This is a genomic window from Cupriavidus sp. D39 (genome assembly GCF_026627925.1).
Lineage (GTDB): Bacteria > Pseudomonadota > Gammaproteobacteria > Burkholderiales > Burkholderiaceae > Cupriavidus > Cupriavidus ulmosensis.
The window spans coordinates 1,274,835-1,291,928 of record NZ_JAPNLE010000009.1; the positions used below are offsets into that span (position 1 = coordinate 1,274,835).

Genomic DNA, 17,094 nt, shown 5'->3' on the forward strand with positions numbered 1-17,094 from the left:
CCTGGAAAATTACTGCTCGCGAGGTGTAATGGAAGTCTCTTGGCCGTGCTCGGCTATCTTCAGTACGGACATTTGGCCGACCTGCTAACGTCCTTGAACCGTGCTCGACGAACACGCAGGTGAGCTCGTCGCCAATGTATAGCACCGCCGCTCCTGCATTTTTACGGCCGCAGGAGAAACACTGCCGGACTCACGATATCGACGCCATGGAAAGGATGCAGGACCAGCAAATCCGCATCCCCCGTTACGATGACTTCGGCCTCGCCGTTGAGCGCTACGTGGAGGAACTTGTCATCCTTGGGGTCGCGGCATGCCGCGACCCGATGGCTGATCGGGACAATTCGCGCAACCCCTCCCAGCAACCGCAGGAAATGCTGGCGATCCGCGATAGAGACATAGCGGTCGAACTTGGGCCTGGCCAGGACTTCAGCCAACTCGCCCAGCGTCTCCTCGGACAACAACAAAACGCCTGATGCCAGCGCATGGTCCACCGCCTTTGCCGCCACGCCAGTGGGAACGAGCAATCGGCTGATCAGCGCGTTGGTATCCAGTACCAATCGGCGATCATTCATCACTGGCCAGCAGCTCCGCCAGTTTCTCCTCCGTCACGCCTGCCGCGGCAGCCGAGGCCCCGACCACATCGCAAAACCTTTGGAACTCTGCCACATTCAGCTGCGTCAAGCGCTGATATTCCTGCATGGACATGACCACGGCAACGTCTCGCTTCTGTCGCTGAATCACGATCGGTTCGCGAGCTGCCGCTTCGATCACACTAGCAAGGGCCTGCTTGGCTTCGCTCGCTGTTACGGTTCGCATGGGCACCTCCAATCTGTACGTTTTGTACAAATTGTACTCTCAACTACCATCGCTACCGATCAAAATCAACAGGTATGAAAAAAGCCTGCGGACTCGTGGCTTAGCGCTTTCAGCCCTGAGGGCGCCCTGAACACTTGAAAATGCCTTAAAAGTTACTCACAAGCGCTTCGGGCATTTAAGCGTGGCTCGCCGGCCGCTTCCGCCCGGCAAAATCATGTGTCGGAGCCGTTCGCTTCGAGCGACGGCTCTTTGCTGCGACAGGCGCCGACGATTCGAATTGGTCGACCTTGAAGCACCGCCCCGCCGCCCATTCAGCCTGAAGCGCGTCGCGTATCTGGTGCAGTTCCGCGCACTGCCCGTCCAGCTTCGCGCGAAGTTCGTCGATCTCGCGCAAGCGTTGGTCGATTCGCTCCAGCAGCCCCTCCTTCGAGAAGCCTTTCATTGCCTCGACCGCAGCGCGCATCTCCTCAAGCGAGAAACCGAGCCGCCGCGCCAGTTGAATCTGCCTCAGCCGTTCCGCTGCGGCGTCGTCGTAGATACGGTAGCCATTCGGGCCACGGCCTGCCTTGGGAAACAGCCCGCTCTGTTCGTAAAAGCGGATCGCGGACGTCGTCATGCCGGTGCGCGCCGCGAGTTCGCCGATCTTCATCGTGCTTGACCTTAAAGTGGGCTTGAAAGTTAGTATAGGCGCATCGTACCCGCCGAACAGGTTATCCGATGACAACTACGCTTTTCACTCCGCTGACGCTGCCCAACGGCAGCGCCCTGCCCAACCGCATCGCGAAAGCCGCGATGGAGGAAAACCTCGCCGACGCAGGTCAATTGCCCGGCGCGGCACTGTGGCGTCTCTATGCCGCCTGGGGTGCCGGCGGTGCGGGTCTGCTGATCACCGGCAACGTGATGATCGACGGAAGAGCGCTGACCGGTCCCGGCGGCGTCGTGCTGGAGCGGAACACGCCACTCGAACCGTTCAAGCGGTGGGCGGCCGCCGCTCGCCAGCATGGCGCCCGGATATGGATGCAGATCAATCATCCGGGCCGCCAGGTTCTTGCAGCGCTGGGTCACCAGGCGTGGGCACCGTCCGCCGTTGCGCTCGACCTCGGCCGGCACAGCAAATTGTTCGCCGAACCGCGCGCGATGACGACGGCCAAGATTCACGAGGTCATCGAGCGCTTCGCCGACACGGCCGCGGCGGCCGAAACGGCCGGATTCGACGGGGTGCAGATCCACGCGGCACACGGCTACCTGATTTCGCAGTTCCTGTCGCCGCTGACCAATCGGCGCAACGACGAATGGGGCGGCTCGCTGGAAAACCGGGCCAGACTTCTGCTGTCCGTCGTGCGTGCGGTACGTGCGCGAGTTCGGTCCGGATTCTGCGTCGCGGTCAAACTCAATTCCGCCGACTTCCAGCGGGGCGGATTCTCCGAGGACGAAGCCCGGCAAATCGTGCTGTGGCTCAACGACCAGGCCGTTGACCTCGTCGAACTGTCCGGCGGAAGCTACGAGAGCCCGGCGATGCAAGGCCGCACCGCGGACGGCCGCTCGCTGGCCCGCGAAGCGTATTTCCTGACGTTCGCCAGCGACGTTGCCGCCATCGCGGCGATGCCGGTGATGACGACAGGCGGCATTCGCCGGCAGTCGATCGCGGAAGCGGTACTGCACGAAGGTGTCGACGTCGCCGGGATGGCGAGCGCGCTGGCGTCCGTACCGGACCTACCGAATCGCTGGCGCGACGGTCAGGCTGTAGACGCATCGATCATCCAGGTCCGATGGCAGGACAAGGCAGCTGCCGGACTCGCGACGATGGCGCTCGTCAAGCGTCGCTTGCGCGCGATCGCCGCAGGCGGGCACCCGCGGCGCTGTTACTCGCCGGTCTACAGTCTCGTGCTCGACCAGATCCGGACGCGCAAATTGACGCGGCGTTACCGTGAGTGGAACGACACTCGTATCTGAGCATCGCATTGGCGGCGAAACTCGAACTCGCTCAACCATCGACCCGCGCCGAGCAATGTCACCCTCGCCCACCATTCAAGTCATCAAATGGGATGCCACCTCAGCGGCGTCCCGCTCGTTTCCGGCTCACCGCTGTCACCAGGCCATGGTGAACAGGTGCAGAAGAATCAGCCATGCAGATTCCAGCTTCGTGGGCGCGTAAAGCGCATTTGGGATGCCGAAGGGGTAGCGCTGCGGACCCAGCGCCGTTCACGCTGCGGCAGGCTCGAAAAAGCTCGCCTTTGGCTAGATGGCCCACTGGAGCCCGAGGGGCGTGTCATGGGGCCAGGCTCGCCAGTTATTCCTCGACATTTGAAGCGCACGGTTACCCCAAACTGGAAGAAAACACGCCGCTCAACAAATAGCCTCCGCGTAGCATGAATCGGCGATCATCATCTAACGGCCCACCCCGGGCCCGCTCCTGCGCCACCGCGCCTGCGGGCGCGACGTATTTGCTGTGGCGGCTTAGCTTGTTTGATTGGTACGTTCTCCGTAGTAGAACATTGGTAGCCGAGCTATATGGGTGAGGAAGGATCGGCAGTCTTCGTTTCCGATGCAGATCTTGGAGCGTTCAGTCGCGGCGCCAAGCAATACTTCCTTCGCAGCGCCGTCAGCCCTATCAAGCGCGACCGCACGCGCGCGCTGGTCGGTGAGATCGTCATCGACGAGGAAATAGCGCTTGGAGAGCAGATGCGCAAGCATAAAATCGCTCAGCGCCTCCTGCACCGATATCGACAATCCAAACACTCTCTTTGGCATATTTGCCGGATTGACGCCTCCCCAGTCATATGTCCCACCCTCCCGGTTTCGACGTGGGTTGACGGTGAATTTCGATGACATGGTACCGACTGCCATCACGTGAATGCGGTCTGTCGATTGTCCCAAGGAAGACTGCGCTTCGTGAACCGCCAGCATGCCAGGCGCATTGGCGTAAAGACCGCCGTCAACGTATTGATTGTTGTTGAACGTATATCGTGGAAAGTATGCGGGCGCCGCGCTTGTCGCCATGGCCACATCTACCAGCCGGCATTTGTGATCTCGCTTGAAATCCGGATGATGCGGGGTCTTGAAGATCTGCGGCCTGCCAGTCGAGTAATTGATTACCGGTATGATGACCGGATGCCTGCATGCTCCGAGGACCTGGTCGCCAAATATCTTGCTGTCGCAAAGCAGCGACTGTAACGGCGCGGAAGAAAATGGTGCGCGCCAGATTCCCGCCAGGGACCAGCGTCGCTTGAAGATCGTTCCCCCATGGTTGGCGAGAAGTTCGACAATGCGCTGCGCAGGGATTTCCATCGCGATGGCCAATGCCAGAATGCCACCGATCGATGTGCCCGTTACAAGATCGAACCGAGTGGCGATTGGCGCGCCAATCTCGTCCTCGAAGTCAGCCAGCAACTTGGCCGTATACAGGCCGCGAAAGCCTCCGCCTGACAGCGCCAAGATCTGAAACCGTTCTGAGCCTGCAGTTGTCATTCGGGACCTCCTCGCTGGGATTTCGACGACACGTCTCAATCACGTCACGGGACTGTGCAGTAAGAAGCATATAGTCATTCATGGACGACAGCGGTAGACGACACTGGAACGGCTCAGGATCTTTACGTCGAGACAGGGGCGTCGACTGACGCTGGCTTTTTGAACAAGCCTTGGCATTCCTCCTTTGGAAACGTAATCGAGATGAGGCTTTCGTTAATATCTGATGTTACGTTAATTTAACGCTCGGTCACCGAGGAATTGCAAGTATATATTGTCAAGCATGCGCGTACCGTTCCCTGGAGGCGGATCGCCATGAGCCATACAAGACCAGCCGATCCTCCCTGGAGAAGGTCCATGAACGTGAGCGCAACAATCGATGAACAAGGCGCAACTATCCGCCTGGTGACCAAGACCTACGCACGGTTTCTCGTCCTTATATTTGCACTAGTTCCAGCGTATCTGGTTGCCTACCTTTTCTTCTTTCAAGATCCTACGCTGAAGTTAGAAAACCACCTGTTTCACGAAGTCGCAATCGCTGCAGCAACACTCGAGGGCCTGTTCGTCACGTACGTGACATGGCGCTGTTACATGTCCTCGGGGAGTCCTTGTTGCGCTGGATGACCTTGGGCTTTCTCGGCTTTGTGCTGATCTACACTCTGCATGGGGCGTTCACCGGATTGGCTCACCACAATATCTGGCTGTTCCTGCTCTATGGACCAGCTTCACGTCTCGTCATGTCCATACTGTTATTTATCGGCCTGATTTCATTCGGACGATCGCCAGATGCCGTCGAGAAACGCTCTAACTTAAAGTACTGGTGCACGTGGATTGGTGCGTTTCTTTTGATTGACATAGCGGTCGCTTACCTGGCTAATACAGCCATTGCGGGCAGCCTGTGGGTGCGACTGTCCATGGAAGGGGCGCGCTAGTCTGTTCCGTCTTGAACGTCGCGGTCCTGCTGATTCGCCGAATCCGCTCGCCACTCATGCTGATTTTTGGCATTGCGATTACTGCATTTGCGCTATCTTCGCTCGCATTTATCCTCGGTCGCCCCTGGAATCACATGTGGTGGCTTGCTCACGCGATCTTTGCCGGCGGCTTCTTCTTTCTGAGCTATGGGATCATCCAGGCGTTCCACACAACGCGCTCGTTCGCGACGATCTACAGTCAGGAGGAAATGATGGCTCGCCTGGCGGTTGCCATGGCACGAACAGAAGGCGCGCTTCAAGAGCTGCAACGAACGAATCAAAAGTTGGAGCATCTGGCCGCCACTGATCCGCTCACTGGCGCAGTGAACCGACGCCAATTCATCAAGCTTGTCGAAACTGAGATTGCGCGCGCAAAGCGGGACGGGGCGCCGTTCTCCGTCCTTGCGCTCGATCTGGACCATTTCAAATCCATCAATGACCACTACGGGCATCAAGTCGGCGATGAGGTACTACAAGGGTTCGTGCACAAATGCCTCGAAGCAATTCGCCCCTATGACGGCGTAGCGCGAGTTGGGGGAGAGGAATTCATGGTCTTGCTTCCCAAGGCCCCGCTTGATGCATCTCCTTATACAAAAGTCCAGCGTCCTGACCGGGCGCAGTGCGACCAGAATTTGATGGGACTTGGGCGGGAGGGGTTGTAAACTCGTGCGGATTCGCGTTTACTCCTGGCTTTTTTGAGCGCGAATGAACAACGAGTCGGGGGCATGGGTGGACGAAGAATTTGAGGCGCTGGATCTTGGCGATCCAAGGCGGGACCGACGGGCGAAGGGGCTGCTGAAGCGACTGGCTGCGAGGCCGACTGCGAGCATTCCTGGCGCATGCGAAGACTGGGCAGAGACCATCGCTGCCTATCGATTTCTCGGCAACGAGGAAGTCGAGTGGACAGACATGATGCAGCCGCATTGGGAGCGCACGGCAGGGCGGGCGCGGCAATTCCCGGTGGTGCTGTGCATTGCAGACACAACCGAGTTGAATTTTAACGGCCAGGAGATCGATGGGCTCGGGCCCTTGAGCTACGAAGCGCAGAGGGGATGTATCTGCATCCGACCTACGCTGTGACGCCGGATCGGGAACCACTCGGTGTGATCGACGCCTGGATGTGGGCCCGGGAGCCGCTGGATGCAAACGGGCAGCGGGTTGGTATTACAGAGAGCGTACGGTGGACTGAAAGCTACGAACGCGTTGCAGAACAGGCCGCGATGTTGCCTGAGACTCGCCTGGTCTACGTGGCGGATCGGGAAGGCGATATCGCTGCGATGATGGAGCGTGCTAATGAGCTCGGCAATCCTGCAGACTGGCTGATACGTTCCCAACACAACCGCAGCCTTGGTGAGGCAGGCAAGCTGTGGGACACGGTAGACGCCAGCGAAGCTCTGGGAGAGATCGGCTTCATCCTGCCGGGGCGCGCAGGCCAAAAGGCGCGCGAGGTCAAGCAGGAGTTACGTGCGCAACGCGTGAAGCTGCCGGGTAAGACGGGGCCAGCCGTCACCTGCATAGTGGCCCAGGAGATCGGCGCTCCGGCAGGCGTTACCCCTGTCGTGTGGCGACTGCTGACCAACCGGGAGGCTCAAGATACAGATGCCGTCGTCGAGCTGATCGATTGGTATCGAGCCCGGTGGGAGATTGAGATGTTCTTCAATGTCCTGAAGAACGGGTGCAAGGTGGAAGCTTTACAGTTATCCCACATGGACCGCGTGGAACGGGCCCTGGTGTTTTACATGGTGGTGGCGTGGCGCATTGCCCGACTGATGCGTTTGGGCAGAACCTGCCCTGACCTGGACGCGTCGCTATTCTTTGATGCCGATGAGATACGAGGCGCGTATCTACTCGCGAAGAAGGCGCGCCCAAAGACGCCCGTCACGCTCAATCAAATGATCCGCTTGATCGCGTCACTGGGTGGTTTCCTGGGCCGCAAGTGTGATGGCGAGCCCGGCGCCAAAACGATCTGGATCGGCATGCAGCGAACCATGGATGCTGCGTTCATGATCCTGGCGCTACGGGCTGAGGACTCATGACTTCTGTATAAGGAGATGCGCTTGATGTAGGCCTTTCAATCGGCGAGCGAATTCGGTCAACCATAGAGAACGCTGTGTTTGACAGCGAGCTTGGGCGTAGTGTTGGCATCACGGTCAGCATTGGGGTGTCCCAATTTGGGCGCGACGGCAATACGATCGACACGATCTTTCGCGCGGCCGACGAGCGGCTTTACCGCGCGAAAGACGAGGGTCGCAACTGCGTGATTGCCCTATAGAAATTGTTTGAAAGCCGCTGTTGGCGAGGAAAATCGTGCTGCGCTCCGCTCACGATCTCTCGCTACAACTCGGATAGGTAATCAGTGTGCCTCGGATGCGCTGAACCGTCGCCTGTAGTAACCCGGACTGGTTCCAAGCCGAGTCCTGAAATGATTGCGCAAGGTGGCTGCAGCACCAAAACCGACTTGCACGGCGATTTCATCCACGGATAAGCCGGTCTCTTCGAGCAATGCCCTGGCCCGGCCCAGGCGCTCGGAAAGCAGCCACTCCCCTGGCGGCATCCCCATCGTACTGACAAAGTGCCGCTGAAAGGTTCGGGCACTCATCGCCGTTTGCTTTGCCATTCTGACAATCGACCAGCCCTCGTCCAATGTTGCGCGCACCGCGTCCACCAAGGGTGCCAGCGAAGAGCCGCTACGCTTTGAGACCGGCTCGTCGATGTATTGGGCCTGCCCGCCTTCGCGGTGGGGTGGCATGACTAGTCGGCGTGCGACCTGGTTGGCTGCGCGCGGGCCAAGGTCCCGGCGAATCAGGTGGAGGCACAAGTCGATTCCCGCCGCACTGCCGGCAGACGTGAGGACATCGCCGGCATCGACGTAGAGCACGTCCGCTTCCACGTGGACGTCCGGATATCGCGCCGCGAGTGCTGCGGCATGACGCCAGTGCGTAGTCGCACGCTTTCCGTCGAGCAATCCTGCTGCCGCCAAGACAAAGGCGCCCGTGCAGATTGACATGACGCGCGCCCCGCGTTTGTTCGCCTTCCTCAACGCGCGGCAAAGTTCCGGCGGGACGTCCGCTTCGATACCGCGCCACCCCGGGATGATGATGGTCTTCGCTTTGGCCAGGAGTTCGAGGCCACCGTCAGCCTGTACCTGGATGCCACCCGAACCGCGCAAGCTCCCCGATTCGGCGGAACAGGTCATGAAGCGATACCAGCTCTCGCCCATTTCAGGTCTTGGCAGACCGAACACTTCAACGGCGCAGCCGTATTCAAAGAGGCTCAGGCCGTCATACACGACGACGGCGACCAGTCCTGCGTTGACAGACGAATGTGATTTGGTCTTTGGCATGATAGGGACGGAAATTGGCTTTGATGCCACTAGCGATTGATTTTGCCCCATCTGCTCCACGTCTCGCAAGACTCTCCCCCGTGTCTGTTGCGTGTGCTGCGGTCCTGATCGCCACCGCTCCTCTCAGGTTGGCACGATCTTTACGCAAATTGTCGCTCGCGCCACTAGTGGGTTCAATTTGCGCCGCTTATCCTGTGGTCGGTGGTTCGCGGTACGGCAAGCGACGCGCGTCCGCCAGCAATTTCAACCCGCAGAGAGAGTGAAAGTGAAAGACAAACTATTCATGCTTCGCCCCGGCTTTTTTCAGGCTCGGAAGGTCCGTTCTATTGTGGAGATTCCGTTGCCGTTGAAGGCCTGCTCGGTTTCTTCCCGCAGTTGCGCAATGAAGTTGATGTCGAATACATCGATGCGCCCCGCCCTCGCATGGCAATTGTCGAACTGATCGGCGAGGCGAACCAGTCTGCCCCGGTCCTGGTGCTCGGCCCCGGGCGGGCGCCGGTCGATGACAGTGTGGAGATTCACGTACACGGTCAGACGCGTTTTATCGATTCGCCCGACCATATCCGTCGATACCTGTCGTCGCAGTATGGTGTGGCGCGTCCCGCCTCCTGACTACAGGCCAACCCGGTTCATGCGTGAAGAGGCCTTCCATGCAGCCCCGGCGCGCCATCGCAACCATTGCGATCGGCGGCATCGTCTACCGCAACAATGCGGTACCCATGCGTGGCGGGCCTCGACTTCGACCCTGTTCGGTAATCGGTTCAGGCAATCGCCTGAAGTCTCTTGAATAAGCTACGGATTCTCCAATGTCTTCGCCCAAGCATGCCAAGGTCCTGATTCTCGGTTCCGGCCCTGCCGGCTATACCGCCGCCGTCTATGCAGCGCGCGCCAACTTGTCGCCGGTGCTCGTCACTGGCTTGGCGCAAGGCGGCCAGCTGATGACCACGACCGATGTCGAAAATTGGCCGGCGGACGCAACGGGGGTGCAGGGCCCCGAGCTGATGCAGCGCTTTCTCGACCACGCGGAACGCTTCAACACCGAGATCGTGTTCGACCACATCCACACGGCAAAGCTCGACGCGAAGCCGATCCGCCTGATCGGTGAATCCGGCGAGTACACCTGCGATGCGCTGATCATCGCGACCGGCGCATCCGCACAGTATCTTGGCCTGCCGTCCGAGGAATCCTTCATGGGCCGCGGCGTGTCCGCCTGCGCGACCTGCGATGGCTTCTTCTACCAGCAACAGCATGTGGCCGTGGTTGGCGGCGGCAATACGGCAGTCGAGGAAGCGCTGTATCTGGCTGGCATCGCGAAGAAGGTCACGGTGATCCATCGCCGCGACAAGTTCCGCGCCGAGCCGATCCTCGTCGATCGCCTGCTCGAGAAGGAGAGGCAAGGCGCCATCGAGATCAAATGGAACCACGTGCTCGACGAAGTGAATGGCGACGCGGCCGGCGTGACCGGCCTGCGCCTCAGGCATGCGCAAACCGGCGAGATCGCTGACCTCGCGGTGCAAGGCGTCTTCATCGCCATCGGCCACAAGCCGAACACCGATCTCTTCAAGGGCCAGCTCGAGATGACGAACGGCTACATCATCACCAACGGCGGCCTCTGCGGCAACGCCACGGGCACGAGTGTGCCGGGCGTGTTCGCGGCAGGCGACGTGCAGGACCACATCTACCGGCAGGCGATCACCAGCGCCGGCACGGGCTGCATGGCAGCGCTCGATGCGCAGCGATATCTGGAAAGTACGCCGGGGCCTGCATTTCTTCATGGCTCCATCCCAGTAGAAAATTCGTCTAATTAGAAGCGCGATGGCGGGAGTAATTGGAAGCCTTTTGCGGGAGTCGAACACTATGATTTCTCTCACAAACAGCGCGAAACCGGCTTGCCAATCCAGGACCAGACAACGCGCAATACCAGATCACGCCCCCACCATGAGAACAATATTCCGGCTCTCCAAGGCGCATCCCGCATCGGTAGGCGAGCGCTATCCGCGGCATATGTCGTCGCCGCTTTCGTTTGGCGCGTCGCTGCTGTTCGCTTCGATGGCGTCGCGTCACCGATAAGCAATCCCCCTTCGACAACAACATGACAAGCTCACTAGCGTCTTCCCTGCTACGCCCGGTCCCCTATATGGGCGTGATCCACGTCGTTCACGAAGCCGTCAAGCTCGGCTTCCGGAACGGTCATCCCGACTGGTGCAACCTCGGCCAGGGGCAGCCTGAAATCGGGCCCATGGCAGGCGCGCCGGAACGGCTGGCTTCACTGCAGTTCGACGTGGCCGATTGCGCCTACGGGCCGGTCGGCGGCATCGATGCCCTGCGTCAGGCGGTCGCGGACGATTACAACCGTCGCTATCGTCGCGGCAACGCATCGCAGTACACGAAGGACAATGTCGCGATCGCGTCCGGTGGGCGGCTTGCGCTGTCGCGCCTGCTCGCCACTCTTGGAGAAATTCGTCTGGGCCATGTCGTGCCCGACTACACCGCCTACGAAGATCTGATCGCTTACCACCGCCATCGCTTCACGCCGGTCACGCTGCCGGTGGGGCCCGAAGACGGCTTTGCCATCCCGGCGCAGGCGCTCGAGGGAATGATCGCCAGGGAAAAACTGGACGCGCTGCTGTGGAGCAATCCCAACAACCCCACGGGCGCCGTGGTGCGAGGTGAAGCGCTGGCGCAGTATGTGGCGGCGGCGCGCGACACGGGCTGCTGGATGCTGCTCGACGAATTCTATTCGCACTTCGTGTTCGAAGATGACCACGCCCCCGCGGACCAGCCGGTGTCTGCCGCCGAGTTCGTCGAGGACGTGGAGACGGACCCGGTCGTCATCGTCGACGGCCTGACGAAGAATCATCGTTACCCCGGCCTGCGCGTAGGCTGGGTGGTGGGGCCGACAGACGTGATCGACATGATCAGCCGAGCGGCAAGCGCCATCGACGGCAGCCCGCCGACGATCGTGCAACGGCTTGCCGTGCAGGCGCTGCAACGCGACCGTGCGGATCAGGAGACGTCCGCATTGCGGGAAATGTTCGCCAGGAAGCGCCGCATCATGCTCGACGCGCTGACCGAAATGGGTGTCGAAATCCCCTGCCCCGGCAACGGCACGTTCTATCTGTGGGGCCGAGTGCATCGGCTGCCCGCACCGCTGAACACCGCGGACACCTTCTTTACCGAGGGTCTCAAGCGCAAGGTCATGACCGTGCCCGGCAGGTTCTTCGACGTCAATCCGGGCAAGCAGCGAGCGACCGAGTATATCGACGCAAGCTGGGTGCGCTTCTCGTTCGGCCCGCCCGAGTCCAATCTCCGCATGGGACTGGAGCGCTTGGGCGACATGGTCAACAGCGCCAGGCAAGGGTAATCCGGATGTCCCCCGATACCTACCTCTCGCACGGCGTCATCGATCCGGACGATTTCGGCGGCGTCGTCAATCCGCCGGTTTTCCATGCGTCGACCGTGACGTTTCGCAATCTCTACGACATGGAAGCGCGCGGGCGCGCCATGTCGGGCGCCGACACGGATGTCATGTGGTACGGCCGCAAAGGCACGCCGACCACCTTCGCGTTGCAGAATGCCTTGGCGCAACTCGAAGGCGGGCACCGTTCGCTGCTGGTGTCGTCGGGCCTGGCGGCGTGTACGAGCGCGATCATGGCGTTCGTCAAAGCCGGCGATCACATCCTGGTGAGCGACAGCGTCTATGGCCCGACGCGCCACTATGTCGAAACGGTACTGGGCCGCTGCAACGTGTCCGCGACGTTCTACGACCCCACGCTTGGGTCCGACATCGCGGCCTTGTTCCGTCCGGCCACGACCCTCGTGTTCGCCGAGTCACCGGGTTCGCAGACGTTCGAAATGCAGGACATTCCTGCCATTGCGAAGGTCGCGCACCGGCATGGCGCGGTCGTCGTCATCGACAACACGTGGGCCACGCCCTTGTTCTTCAAGCCATTCGAGCACGGCGTGGATGTCTCCGTGCATGCGGGGACGAAATACATCGTTGGGCATTCGGACGCTTTGATGGGTGTGATCACGGCCAACCGTGAGTCATGGAACACGGTGCGCGACTATGTCTTCGCCACTGGTCAGCACGCAGGCCCGGACGACGTTTATCTCGCGCAGCGGGGCTTGCGGACGATGGCCGTGCGCCTTGAGCGGCATCAGCGTAGCGGACTGGCCATTGCCGATTGGCTGGCGGGCCGCCCGGAGGTGGCCCAGGTGTTGCACCCTGGGCTCCCTGGTGCGCCGGGCCACGCACTCTGGCGTCGGGATTTCACGGGGGCTTCAGGATTGTTCAGCGTCGTACTCAAGCCCGGATATGGGCGTGAGGGGTTCCGCGCCTTCATCGACCACCTGAAGCTGTTCCGCCTGGGCTTTTCCTGGGGCGGATTCGAGAGTCTGGTGATGCCCTTCGATCCCAAGGAGGAGCGCCTCGCAGCCGCCTGGCCGTATGCCGGCCAGGCATTTCGATTGCACGTGGGCCTTGAGGCCAAGGAGGATTTGATCGCCGATCTGGAAGCCGCGTTCCACCGACTTGTCGGGCAATAGCGTTGCCCTTCAAAAAAATATCTATTCCTATATTGGACTCAACATTAGACATGCGAATGGCTGCCTCACCGGCTGCGAAGGTGGTCGTCAACGAGGCGATTTGGCAATGGAAACAGCGATGAGACGCCGTCAGAAGCGCGCGCGGGCAATCCTACGAGGTCGGTCGCGTGTCGTTGCGTGGCGTTGGCCACTGGAATTTCTGGGACTTGCGATTCAGGCCATCGCGAAACGCAAGTCCGGTAAATTCCATGCGCAGCCACTGCGTGACCAGACCGGCCGTGACGGGCTGATTCATGCGCCATGGTGCGACCGCGTTCATCGGGAAGGTCTCGACAAGCACCAGACTCAGCAGTTGGTTCAAAGTCCAGGCCATCGAGCGAATTTGCATCCACAACTCCAGCACGGTGCGCGATTGCTGCCAGAGATTGCTCACGCCGAACCAGCGCTTGAGATTGTGAAACAGCGGTTCTATGCCCCAGCGGCGCGCGTACAACTGCACGATCTCCTGGGCGCTCAAGTCCGTTTCGCTCGCGAGCAGCAGACGGGGCTTGGTCCAGGCCTGTTTCTTCGCATCGAAGAACTGGCACCAGACGGCACGCACCAACGCGCCCTTGAGGAAGCGCGCGCGAGCCTCGGCAGAGCGCAGGCGAACCTGCTGGTCTTTGCCATAGAGCGGCATGCGCAGTTCGATCGCGGGCAGTGCTTCGATGGCCTCGGCGTTCAGGCGCTCGCCATAGATGCGCTTGCGACCACGTCTGGGTGTGGTTGGCGGTGGCGGCACGAGAAACAGCGCGGTGTCGATGCGCGCCTGTCCAATCACGTGCATTTGTCTGCGCAGCAAAGGCAATACCAGGCGGGCGCGCATGAACCACGAATCGAACAGTACGCGCACCGGCTTGTTGGCCACGCCCGCCAGAGAGCGGACCAGCACCAGCGCGATTTTCAGCTTGTTGCGGTTGCCGGTGTTTGGCACCAGCCGCGAGAGAATTGGCAGCACCAGGTTGACCCCGCCGTTGCCCAGCGCGCTCACGCCCAGCGTAACCCAGCACTGGGCCCGTATGAATTGCGGCCGATTGATCTTGCGGCTGTGGTCGTGGCGATACGCGCAACCGGGCGCCTGCTCCGAGGAGCGCGGCACCAGCGTATCGTCGATGACCAGTGTCAGCACATCGCATGGCAGCACTGTGAGCACCAGCAAGAACAATTGGCGGGCCAAACGCACGGTGCGCAAGCTGCCGCGCCCGAGAAGCTTGTAGTAGGTCGTCCAGTGCCTGCGTCGCGCGATGGCGCTGATAGCGCGCGTCACCCAGCCTTCTGGCGAAACCATACAGCCGCACAGCAGCTCGACAAAGCTCCCGCGAGAGCGAATTGGCACGGCCAGAAGCAGAAGGTTGATCCATTCGGACAGACACAGTCGTACACGGTTGGACAAAGACATGGGCAATCGCAAGAGGACCGAAAACGATCCTCATTGGCCGCCGCGCTGCTTGCGCTAAAACCCGCGCAAGCAGCGCGGCGGCCACACGATCATTGCCCCATGTCAAGCATTTTTCGATTTCTTGAATCCGTTTCCAACCCGCTCGTTGAGCGGGCCTGAATGTCTAAAGTTGAGTATATTGGAGACAAGGCATGAAATCCCTGAAGTTGCTGTTGCAAAGCGCGTGCATCGCGACCCTCCTGAATGTCACGGCGCCCGCCGTGCACGCTGAAGATCTGCTGGATTCGGTCAAAGTCAGCGGTGTCCTGAAAGTCGGCATGGAGGGCACTTACCCACCCTTTGGCTATCGCAATGCCGACGGTCAGCTCGACGGCTTTGACGTGGCCGTGGCCAAAGCCGTGGCTGACAAGATGGGGCTCAAGGTCCAGTTCATCACCACCGAGTGGAGTGGCATCATTGCCGGCCTGCAAGCCGGCAAGTTCGACGTCATCGTCAACCAGGTGGGCATCACGCCGGCGCGCCGCCAGGCCCTGGATTTTACCCAGCCATACGTCTTTTCCGCGGTCCAGGTACTTCAGCGCAGCAATGACAAGCGCGAGTTCAATTCGCTTGAAGAACTGAAGGGAAAATCCGTCGGCGTCACCCTGGGCAGCAATTATGCCGAACTGGCGAAATCCGTGCCGGGTATCCTGGTGCAAACCTATCCGGGTACGTCGGAAAACCTGCGTGACCTAGCGGTCGGGCGCATCGATGCAGCCCTCAATGACCGCCTGATTCTGCCGTACCTGATCAAGAACTCCAAGATGCCGCTACGCACTGGCGCGCTGCTCGCTGGCACGAAGCTTGAGATGGGCATCCCGTTCCGCAAGGGCAATCCCAAGTTTGCCAAAGCCATTGACGACGCACTGTACGCGTTGCAGCAGGATGGCACATTACGCAAGCTGTCCATCGAGTGGTTGGCTACCGACGCCAGCAGACCCATCGCCCAGTAATCGCTGCCACTCCGGCCGGCTCGTTCCATCGCTGCAGGCATGGGCCCGGCCGGCCACGCGGCCTCTGCTACGGATTGAATCATGGAATCTCTTGATCTAGTTATTCATGCATCGCCTGTACTCCTGCACGGAGCGGCGATCACCGTGAAATTTGCCTTGGCGTCGATGGTGTTCGGCCTGCTGGTCGGGATCGTGGTCGCCATCATGGGTATCAGCACCAGTCCAATCCTTGGCGGCATTGCCCGCACCTATGTCAGTGTCATGCGCGGCACTCCGCTGCTGGTGCAGATGTTTGTCGTCTACTATGGCCTGCCAGACCTCGGCATTTCCCTGGATCCCACCAGCGCCGGCATTCTTACCCTCACGGCCAATGCCGGCGCGTACCTGTCGGAAAGCATGCGCGGCGCGATTCTCGGTATCGGCAGAGGGCAATGGAGCGCAGCGCACAGCCTCGGACTGAGCCATCTGCAGACGCTGCGTTACATCGTCTGCCCGCAGGCCTTGCGGCTTGCCGTGCCAAGCCTCGGCAACACGCTAATCAGCCTGATCAAGGATACGTCGCTGGTGTCTGTCATCACCGTGACAGAGTTGCTCAGGTCGTCCCAGGAAATCATCGCATCAACGTTCCAGCCGCTTCCCTTGTATCTGTCGGTAGCAGCGATCTACTGGCTGTTCAGCACCGGATTGTCATGGGTACAGCGTCGCCTCGAGGCGCGTCTGACACTGCCTGTGACGCGTTGACTTAACGGGTCGGAACCCCGAAGAAAGCAATCTGCAAGTAGGAGACAAAACAATGATCGCGCTCGAAGGCGTATCGAAGTGGTACGGTCAGTTCAAGGTGCTTGATGCGTGCAGCACCCAGGTAGAAAAAGGCGAGGTCGTGGTCATCTGCGGCCCGTCCGGATCAGGAAAATCCACGCTGATAAAAACGGTCAACGGCCTCGAGCCGTTTCAGCAGGGCCGGATCAGTGTGGACGGTGTGATGGTCGGCGATCCGAAGATCAAGCTCGCCCAGTTGCGTGCGCGGGTTGGCATGGTGTTTCAGCATTTTGAGCTGTTCCCGCATCTGTCCATTCTCGACAACCTGTCCCTGGCGCAGGTCAAAGTGTTGAAACGCCGCAAAGAGGAGGCACAGGAGAACGGCATGCGGCTGCTCGAGCGCGTCGGCCTGAAAGCGCATGCGCGGAAATACCCCGGGCAGCTTTCGGGCGGGCAACAACAACGCGTTGCGATTGCGCGCGCGCTGTCGATGGATCCGATCGCCATGCTGTTCGATGAACCGACATCGGCGCTCGATCCCGAAATGATCAATGAGGTGCTGGACGTCATGGTCGAACTCGCACGCGAGGGCATGACGATGATCTGCGTCACCCATGAAATGGGGTTCGCGAAAAACGTCGCCAGCCGCGTGATTTTCATGGATGGCGGCGCCATCGTCGAAGATACCGGCAAGGAGGCCTTCTTCGGCGACCCGAAGTCGGCCCGTGCGAAGGAATTCCTCGCAAAGATTCTGCATTGACT

15 protein-coding genes and 3 pseudogenes are annotated in these 17,094 nt (G+C 60.3%); 12 read left to right on the forward strand and 6 right to left on the reverse strand.

Going from position 1 to position 17,094, the window contains the following annotated elements; genetic code table 11:
* Positions 1-161: 161 nt before the first annotated feature.
* From OMK73_RS17815 to OMK73_RS17825, 3 genes are all read right to left on the reverse strand, one after another.
* Positions 162-572 (reverse strand): putative toxin-antitoxin system toxin component, PIN family, encoded by a 411-nt coding sequence (locus tag OMK73_RS17815; RefSeq protein WP_267603239.1) that lies wholly within the window; start codon positions 570-572, stop codon positions 162-164.
* Positions 565-816 carry a type II toxin-antitoxin system Phd/YefM family antitoxin gene (locus OMK73_RS17820; RefSeq protein WP_267603240.1) on the reverse strand — a complete coding sequence of 84 codons (252 nt, stop codon included), beginning with the start codon at positions 814-816 and terminating at the stop codon, positions 565-567. Before OMK73_RS17820 ends, OMK73_RS17815 begins: the two co-directional genes overlap by 8 nt.
* Before the next feature lie 175 nt (positions 817-991).
* Positions 992-1,465 (reverse strand): MerR family transcriptional regulator, encoded by a 474-nt coding sequence (locus OMK73_RS17825; RefSeq protein WP_267603241.1) that lies wholly within the window; start codon positions 1,463-1,465, stop codon positions 992-994.
* A 68-nt stretch (positions 1,466-1,533) separates the two neighbouring features.
* Here OMK73_RS17825 and OMK73_RS17830 point away from each other — a divergent pair, with 68 nt between their 5' ends.
* Positions 1,534-2,769: an NADH:flavin oxidoreductase/NADH oxidase family protein gene (locus OMK73_RS17830; RefSeq protein WP_267603242.1), complete on the forward strand. Its 1,236-nt coding sequence runs from the start codon at positions 1,534-1,536 to the stop codon at positions 2,767-2,769.
* Positions 2,770-3,273: 504 nt separating this feature from the next.
* Here OMK73_RS17830 and OMK73_RS17835 read toward each other — a convergent pair.
* Entirely contained in the window at positions 3,274-4,284 is a 1,011-nt protein-coding gene (locus OMK73_RS17835) for a CBASS cGAMP-activated phospholipase (protein ID WP_267603243.1), read from the reverse strand.
* 354 nt (positions 4,285-4,638) lie between these two features.
* On the opposite strand from OMK73_RS17835, the pseudogene OMK73_RS17840 reads away from it, so the two are divergent.
* The 3 genes and pseudogenes from OMK73_RS17840 to OMK73_RS17850 all read left to right on the forward strand — a co-directional run.
* Positions 4,639-5,836: pseudogene (locus tag OMK73_RS17840) on the forward strand (GGDEF domain-containing protein); the annotation flags it as partial.
* A gap of 166 nt (positions 5,837-6,002) precedes the next feature.
* Positions 6,003-7,288: pseudogene (locus OMK73_RS17845) on the forward strand (IS4 family transposase).
* 38 nt (positions 7,289-7,326) lie between these two features.
* The gene (locus OMK73_RS17850) at positions 7,327-7,524 is read left to right on the forward strand and encodes a diguanylate cyclase (protein WP_324291816.1); all 198 of its coding nucleotides are present in this window, start codon (positions 7,327-7,329) and stop codon (positions 7,522-7,524) included.
* Between the two features lie 81 nt (positions 7,525-7,605).
* Here OMK73_RS17850 and ftrA read toward each other — a convergent pair whose 3' ends face one another.
* Positions 7,606-8,595 (reverse strand): transcriptional regulator FtrA, encoded by a 990-nt coding sequence (gene ftrA, locus OMK73_RS17855; RefSeq protein ID WP_267603246.1) that lies wholly within the window; start codon positions 8,593-8,595, stop codon positions 7,606-7,608.
* A 265-nt stretch (positions 8,596-8,860) separates the two neighbouring features.
* Here ftrA and OMK73_RS17860 point away from each other — a divergent pair.
* The 5 genes and pseudogenes from OMK73_RS17860 to metC all read left to right on the forward strand — a co-directional run bounded on the left by OMK73_RS17860 (position 8,861) and on the right by metC (position 13,143).
* Positions 8,861-9,207: pseudogene (locus OMK73_RS17860) on the forward strand (DUF3088 domain-containing protein).
* 194 nt (positions 9,208-9,401) lie between these two features.
* Positions 9,402-10,403, forward strand: coding sequence for a thioredoxin-disulfide reductase (gene trxB, locus OMK73_RS17865; protein ID WP_267603248.1), 1,002 nt, complete (start codon positions 9,402-9,404; stop codon positions 10,401-10,403).
* A 130-nt stretch (positions 10,404-10,533) separates the two neighbouring features.
* The gene (locus OMK73_RS17870) at positions 10,534-10,665 is read left to right on the forward strand and encodes a DUF6356 family protein (RefSeq protein ID WP_267603249.1); all 132 of its coding nucleotides are present in this window, start codon (positions 10,534-10,536) and stop codon (positions 10,663-10,665) included.
* A gap of 67 nt (positions 10,666-10,732) precedes the next feature.
* Positions 10,733-11,959, forward strand: coding sequence for a pyridoxal phosphate-dependent aminotransferase (locus OMK73_RS17875; RefSeq protein WP_267603251.1), 1,227 nt, complete (start codon positions 10,733-10,735; stop codon positions 11,957-11,959).
* Between the two features lie 5 nt (positions 11,960-11,964).
* Positions 11,965-13,143, forward strand: coding sequence for a cystathionine beta-lyase (gene metC, locus OMK73_RS17880; protein ID WP_267603253.1), 1,179 nt, complete (start codon positions 11,965-11,967; stop codon positions 13,141-13,143).
* A 151-nt stretch (positions 13,144-13,294) separates the two neighbouring features.
* Here the strand turns inward: metC and OMK73_RS17885 are convergent, their stop codons facing one another.
* Complete coding sequence (locus tag OMK73_RS17885) at positions 13,295-14,581, reverse strand: transposase (RefSeq protein ID WP_267600424.1); 1,287 nt, start codon at positions 14,579-14,581, stop codon at positions 13,295-13,297.
* A 191-nt stretch (positions 14,582-14,772) separates the two neighbouring features.
* Between OMK73_RS17885 and OMK73_RS17890 the strand changes: the two genes are divergently transcribed.
* The 3 genes from OMK73_RS17890 to OMK73_RS17900 all read left to right on the forward strand — a co-directional run bounded on the left by OMK73_RS17890 (position 14,773) and on the right by OMK73_RS17900 (position 17,092).
* On the forward strand, positions 14,773-15,573 hold the full coding sequence (locus OMK73_RS17890) for a transporter substrate-binding domain-containing protein (protein ID WP_267603256.1): 801 nt from the start codon (positions 14,773-14,775) through the stop codon (positions 15,571-15,573).
* A gap of 81 nt (positions 15,574-15,654) precedes the next feature.
* Positions 15,655-16,314: an amino acid ABC transporter permease gene (locus tag OMK73_RS17895; RefSeq protein WP_267603258.1), complete on the forward strand. Its 660-nt coding sequence runs from the start codon at positions 15,655-15,657 to the stop codon at positions 16,312-16,314.
* Positions 16,315-16,366: 52 nt separating this feature from the next.
* The gene (locus tag OMK73_RS17900; RefSeq protein ID WP_267603260.1) at positions 16,367-17,092 is read left to right on the forward strand and encodes an amino acid ABC transporter ATP-binding protein; all 726 of its coding nucleotides are present in this window, start codon (positions 16,367-16,369) and stop codon (positions 17,090-17,092) included.
* Positions 17,093-17,094: the final 2 nt, after the last annotated feature.

Excerpts from the sequence above, each read along its gene's own strand:
- OMK73_RS17825 (WP_267603241.1), bottom strand. The coding sequence starts at position 1,465 with ATGAAGATCGGCGAACTCGCGGCGCGCACCGGCATGACGACGTCCGCG.
- OMK73_RS17875 (WP_267603251.1), top strand. The coding sequence starts at position 10,733 with ATGGGCGTGATCCACGTCGTTCACGAAGCCGTCAAGCTCGGCTTCCGG.
- OMK73_RS17835 (WP_267603243.1), bottom strand. The coding sequence starts at position 4,284 with ATGACAACTGCAGGCTCAGAACGGTTTCAGATCTTGGCGCTGTCAGGC.
- metC (WP_267603253.1), top strand. The coding sequence starts at position 11,965 with ATGTCCCCCGATACCTACCTCTCGCACGGCGTCATCGATCCGGACGAT.
- OMK73_RS17820 (WP_267603240.1), bottom strand. The coding sequence starts at position 816 with ATGCGAACCGTAACAGCGAGCGAAGCCAAGCAGGCCCTTGCTAGTGTG.
- OMK73_RS17895 (WP_267603258.1), top strand. The coding sequence starts at position 15,655 with ATGGAATCTCTTGATCTAGTTATTCATGCATCGCCTGTACTCCTGCAC.
- OMK73_RS17815 (WP_267603239.1), bottom strand. The coding sequence starts at position 572 with ATGAATGATCGCCGATTGGTACTGGATACCAACGCGCTGATCAGCCGA.
- OMK73_RS17885 (WP_267600424.1), bottom strand. The coding sequence starts at position 14,581 with ATGTCTTTGTCCAACCGTGTACGACTGTGTCTGTCCGAATGGATCAAC.
- ftrA (WP_267603246.1), bottom strand. The coding sequence starts at position 8,595 with ATGCCAAAGACCAAATCACATTCGTCTGTCAACGCAGGACTGGTCGCC.
- OMK73_RS17890 (WP_267603256.1), top strand. The coding sequence starts at position 14,773 with ATGAAATCCCTGAAGTTGCTGTTGCAAAGCGCGTGCATCGCGACCCTC.
- OMK73_RS17900 (WP_267603260.1), top strand. The coding sequence starts at position 16,367 with ATGATCGCGCTCGAAGGCGTATCGAAGTGGTACGGTCAGTTCAAGGTG.
- OMK73_RS17870 (WP_267603249.1), top strand. The coding sequence starts at position 10,534 with ATGAGAACAATATTCCGGCTCTCCAAGGCGCATCCCGCATCGGTAGGC.
- OMK73_RS17830 (WP_267603242.1), top strand. The coding sequence starts at position 1,534 with ATGACAACTACGCTTTTCACTCCGCTGACGCTGCCCAACGGCAGCGCC.
- trxB (WP_267603248.1), top strand. The coding sequence starts at position 9,402 with ATGTCTTCGCCCAAGCATGCCAAGGTCCTGATTCTCGGTTCCGGCCCT.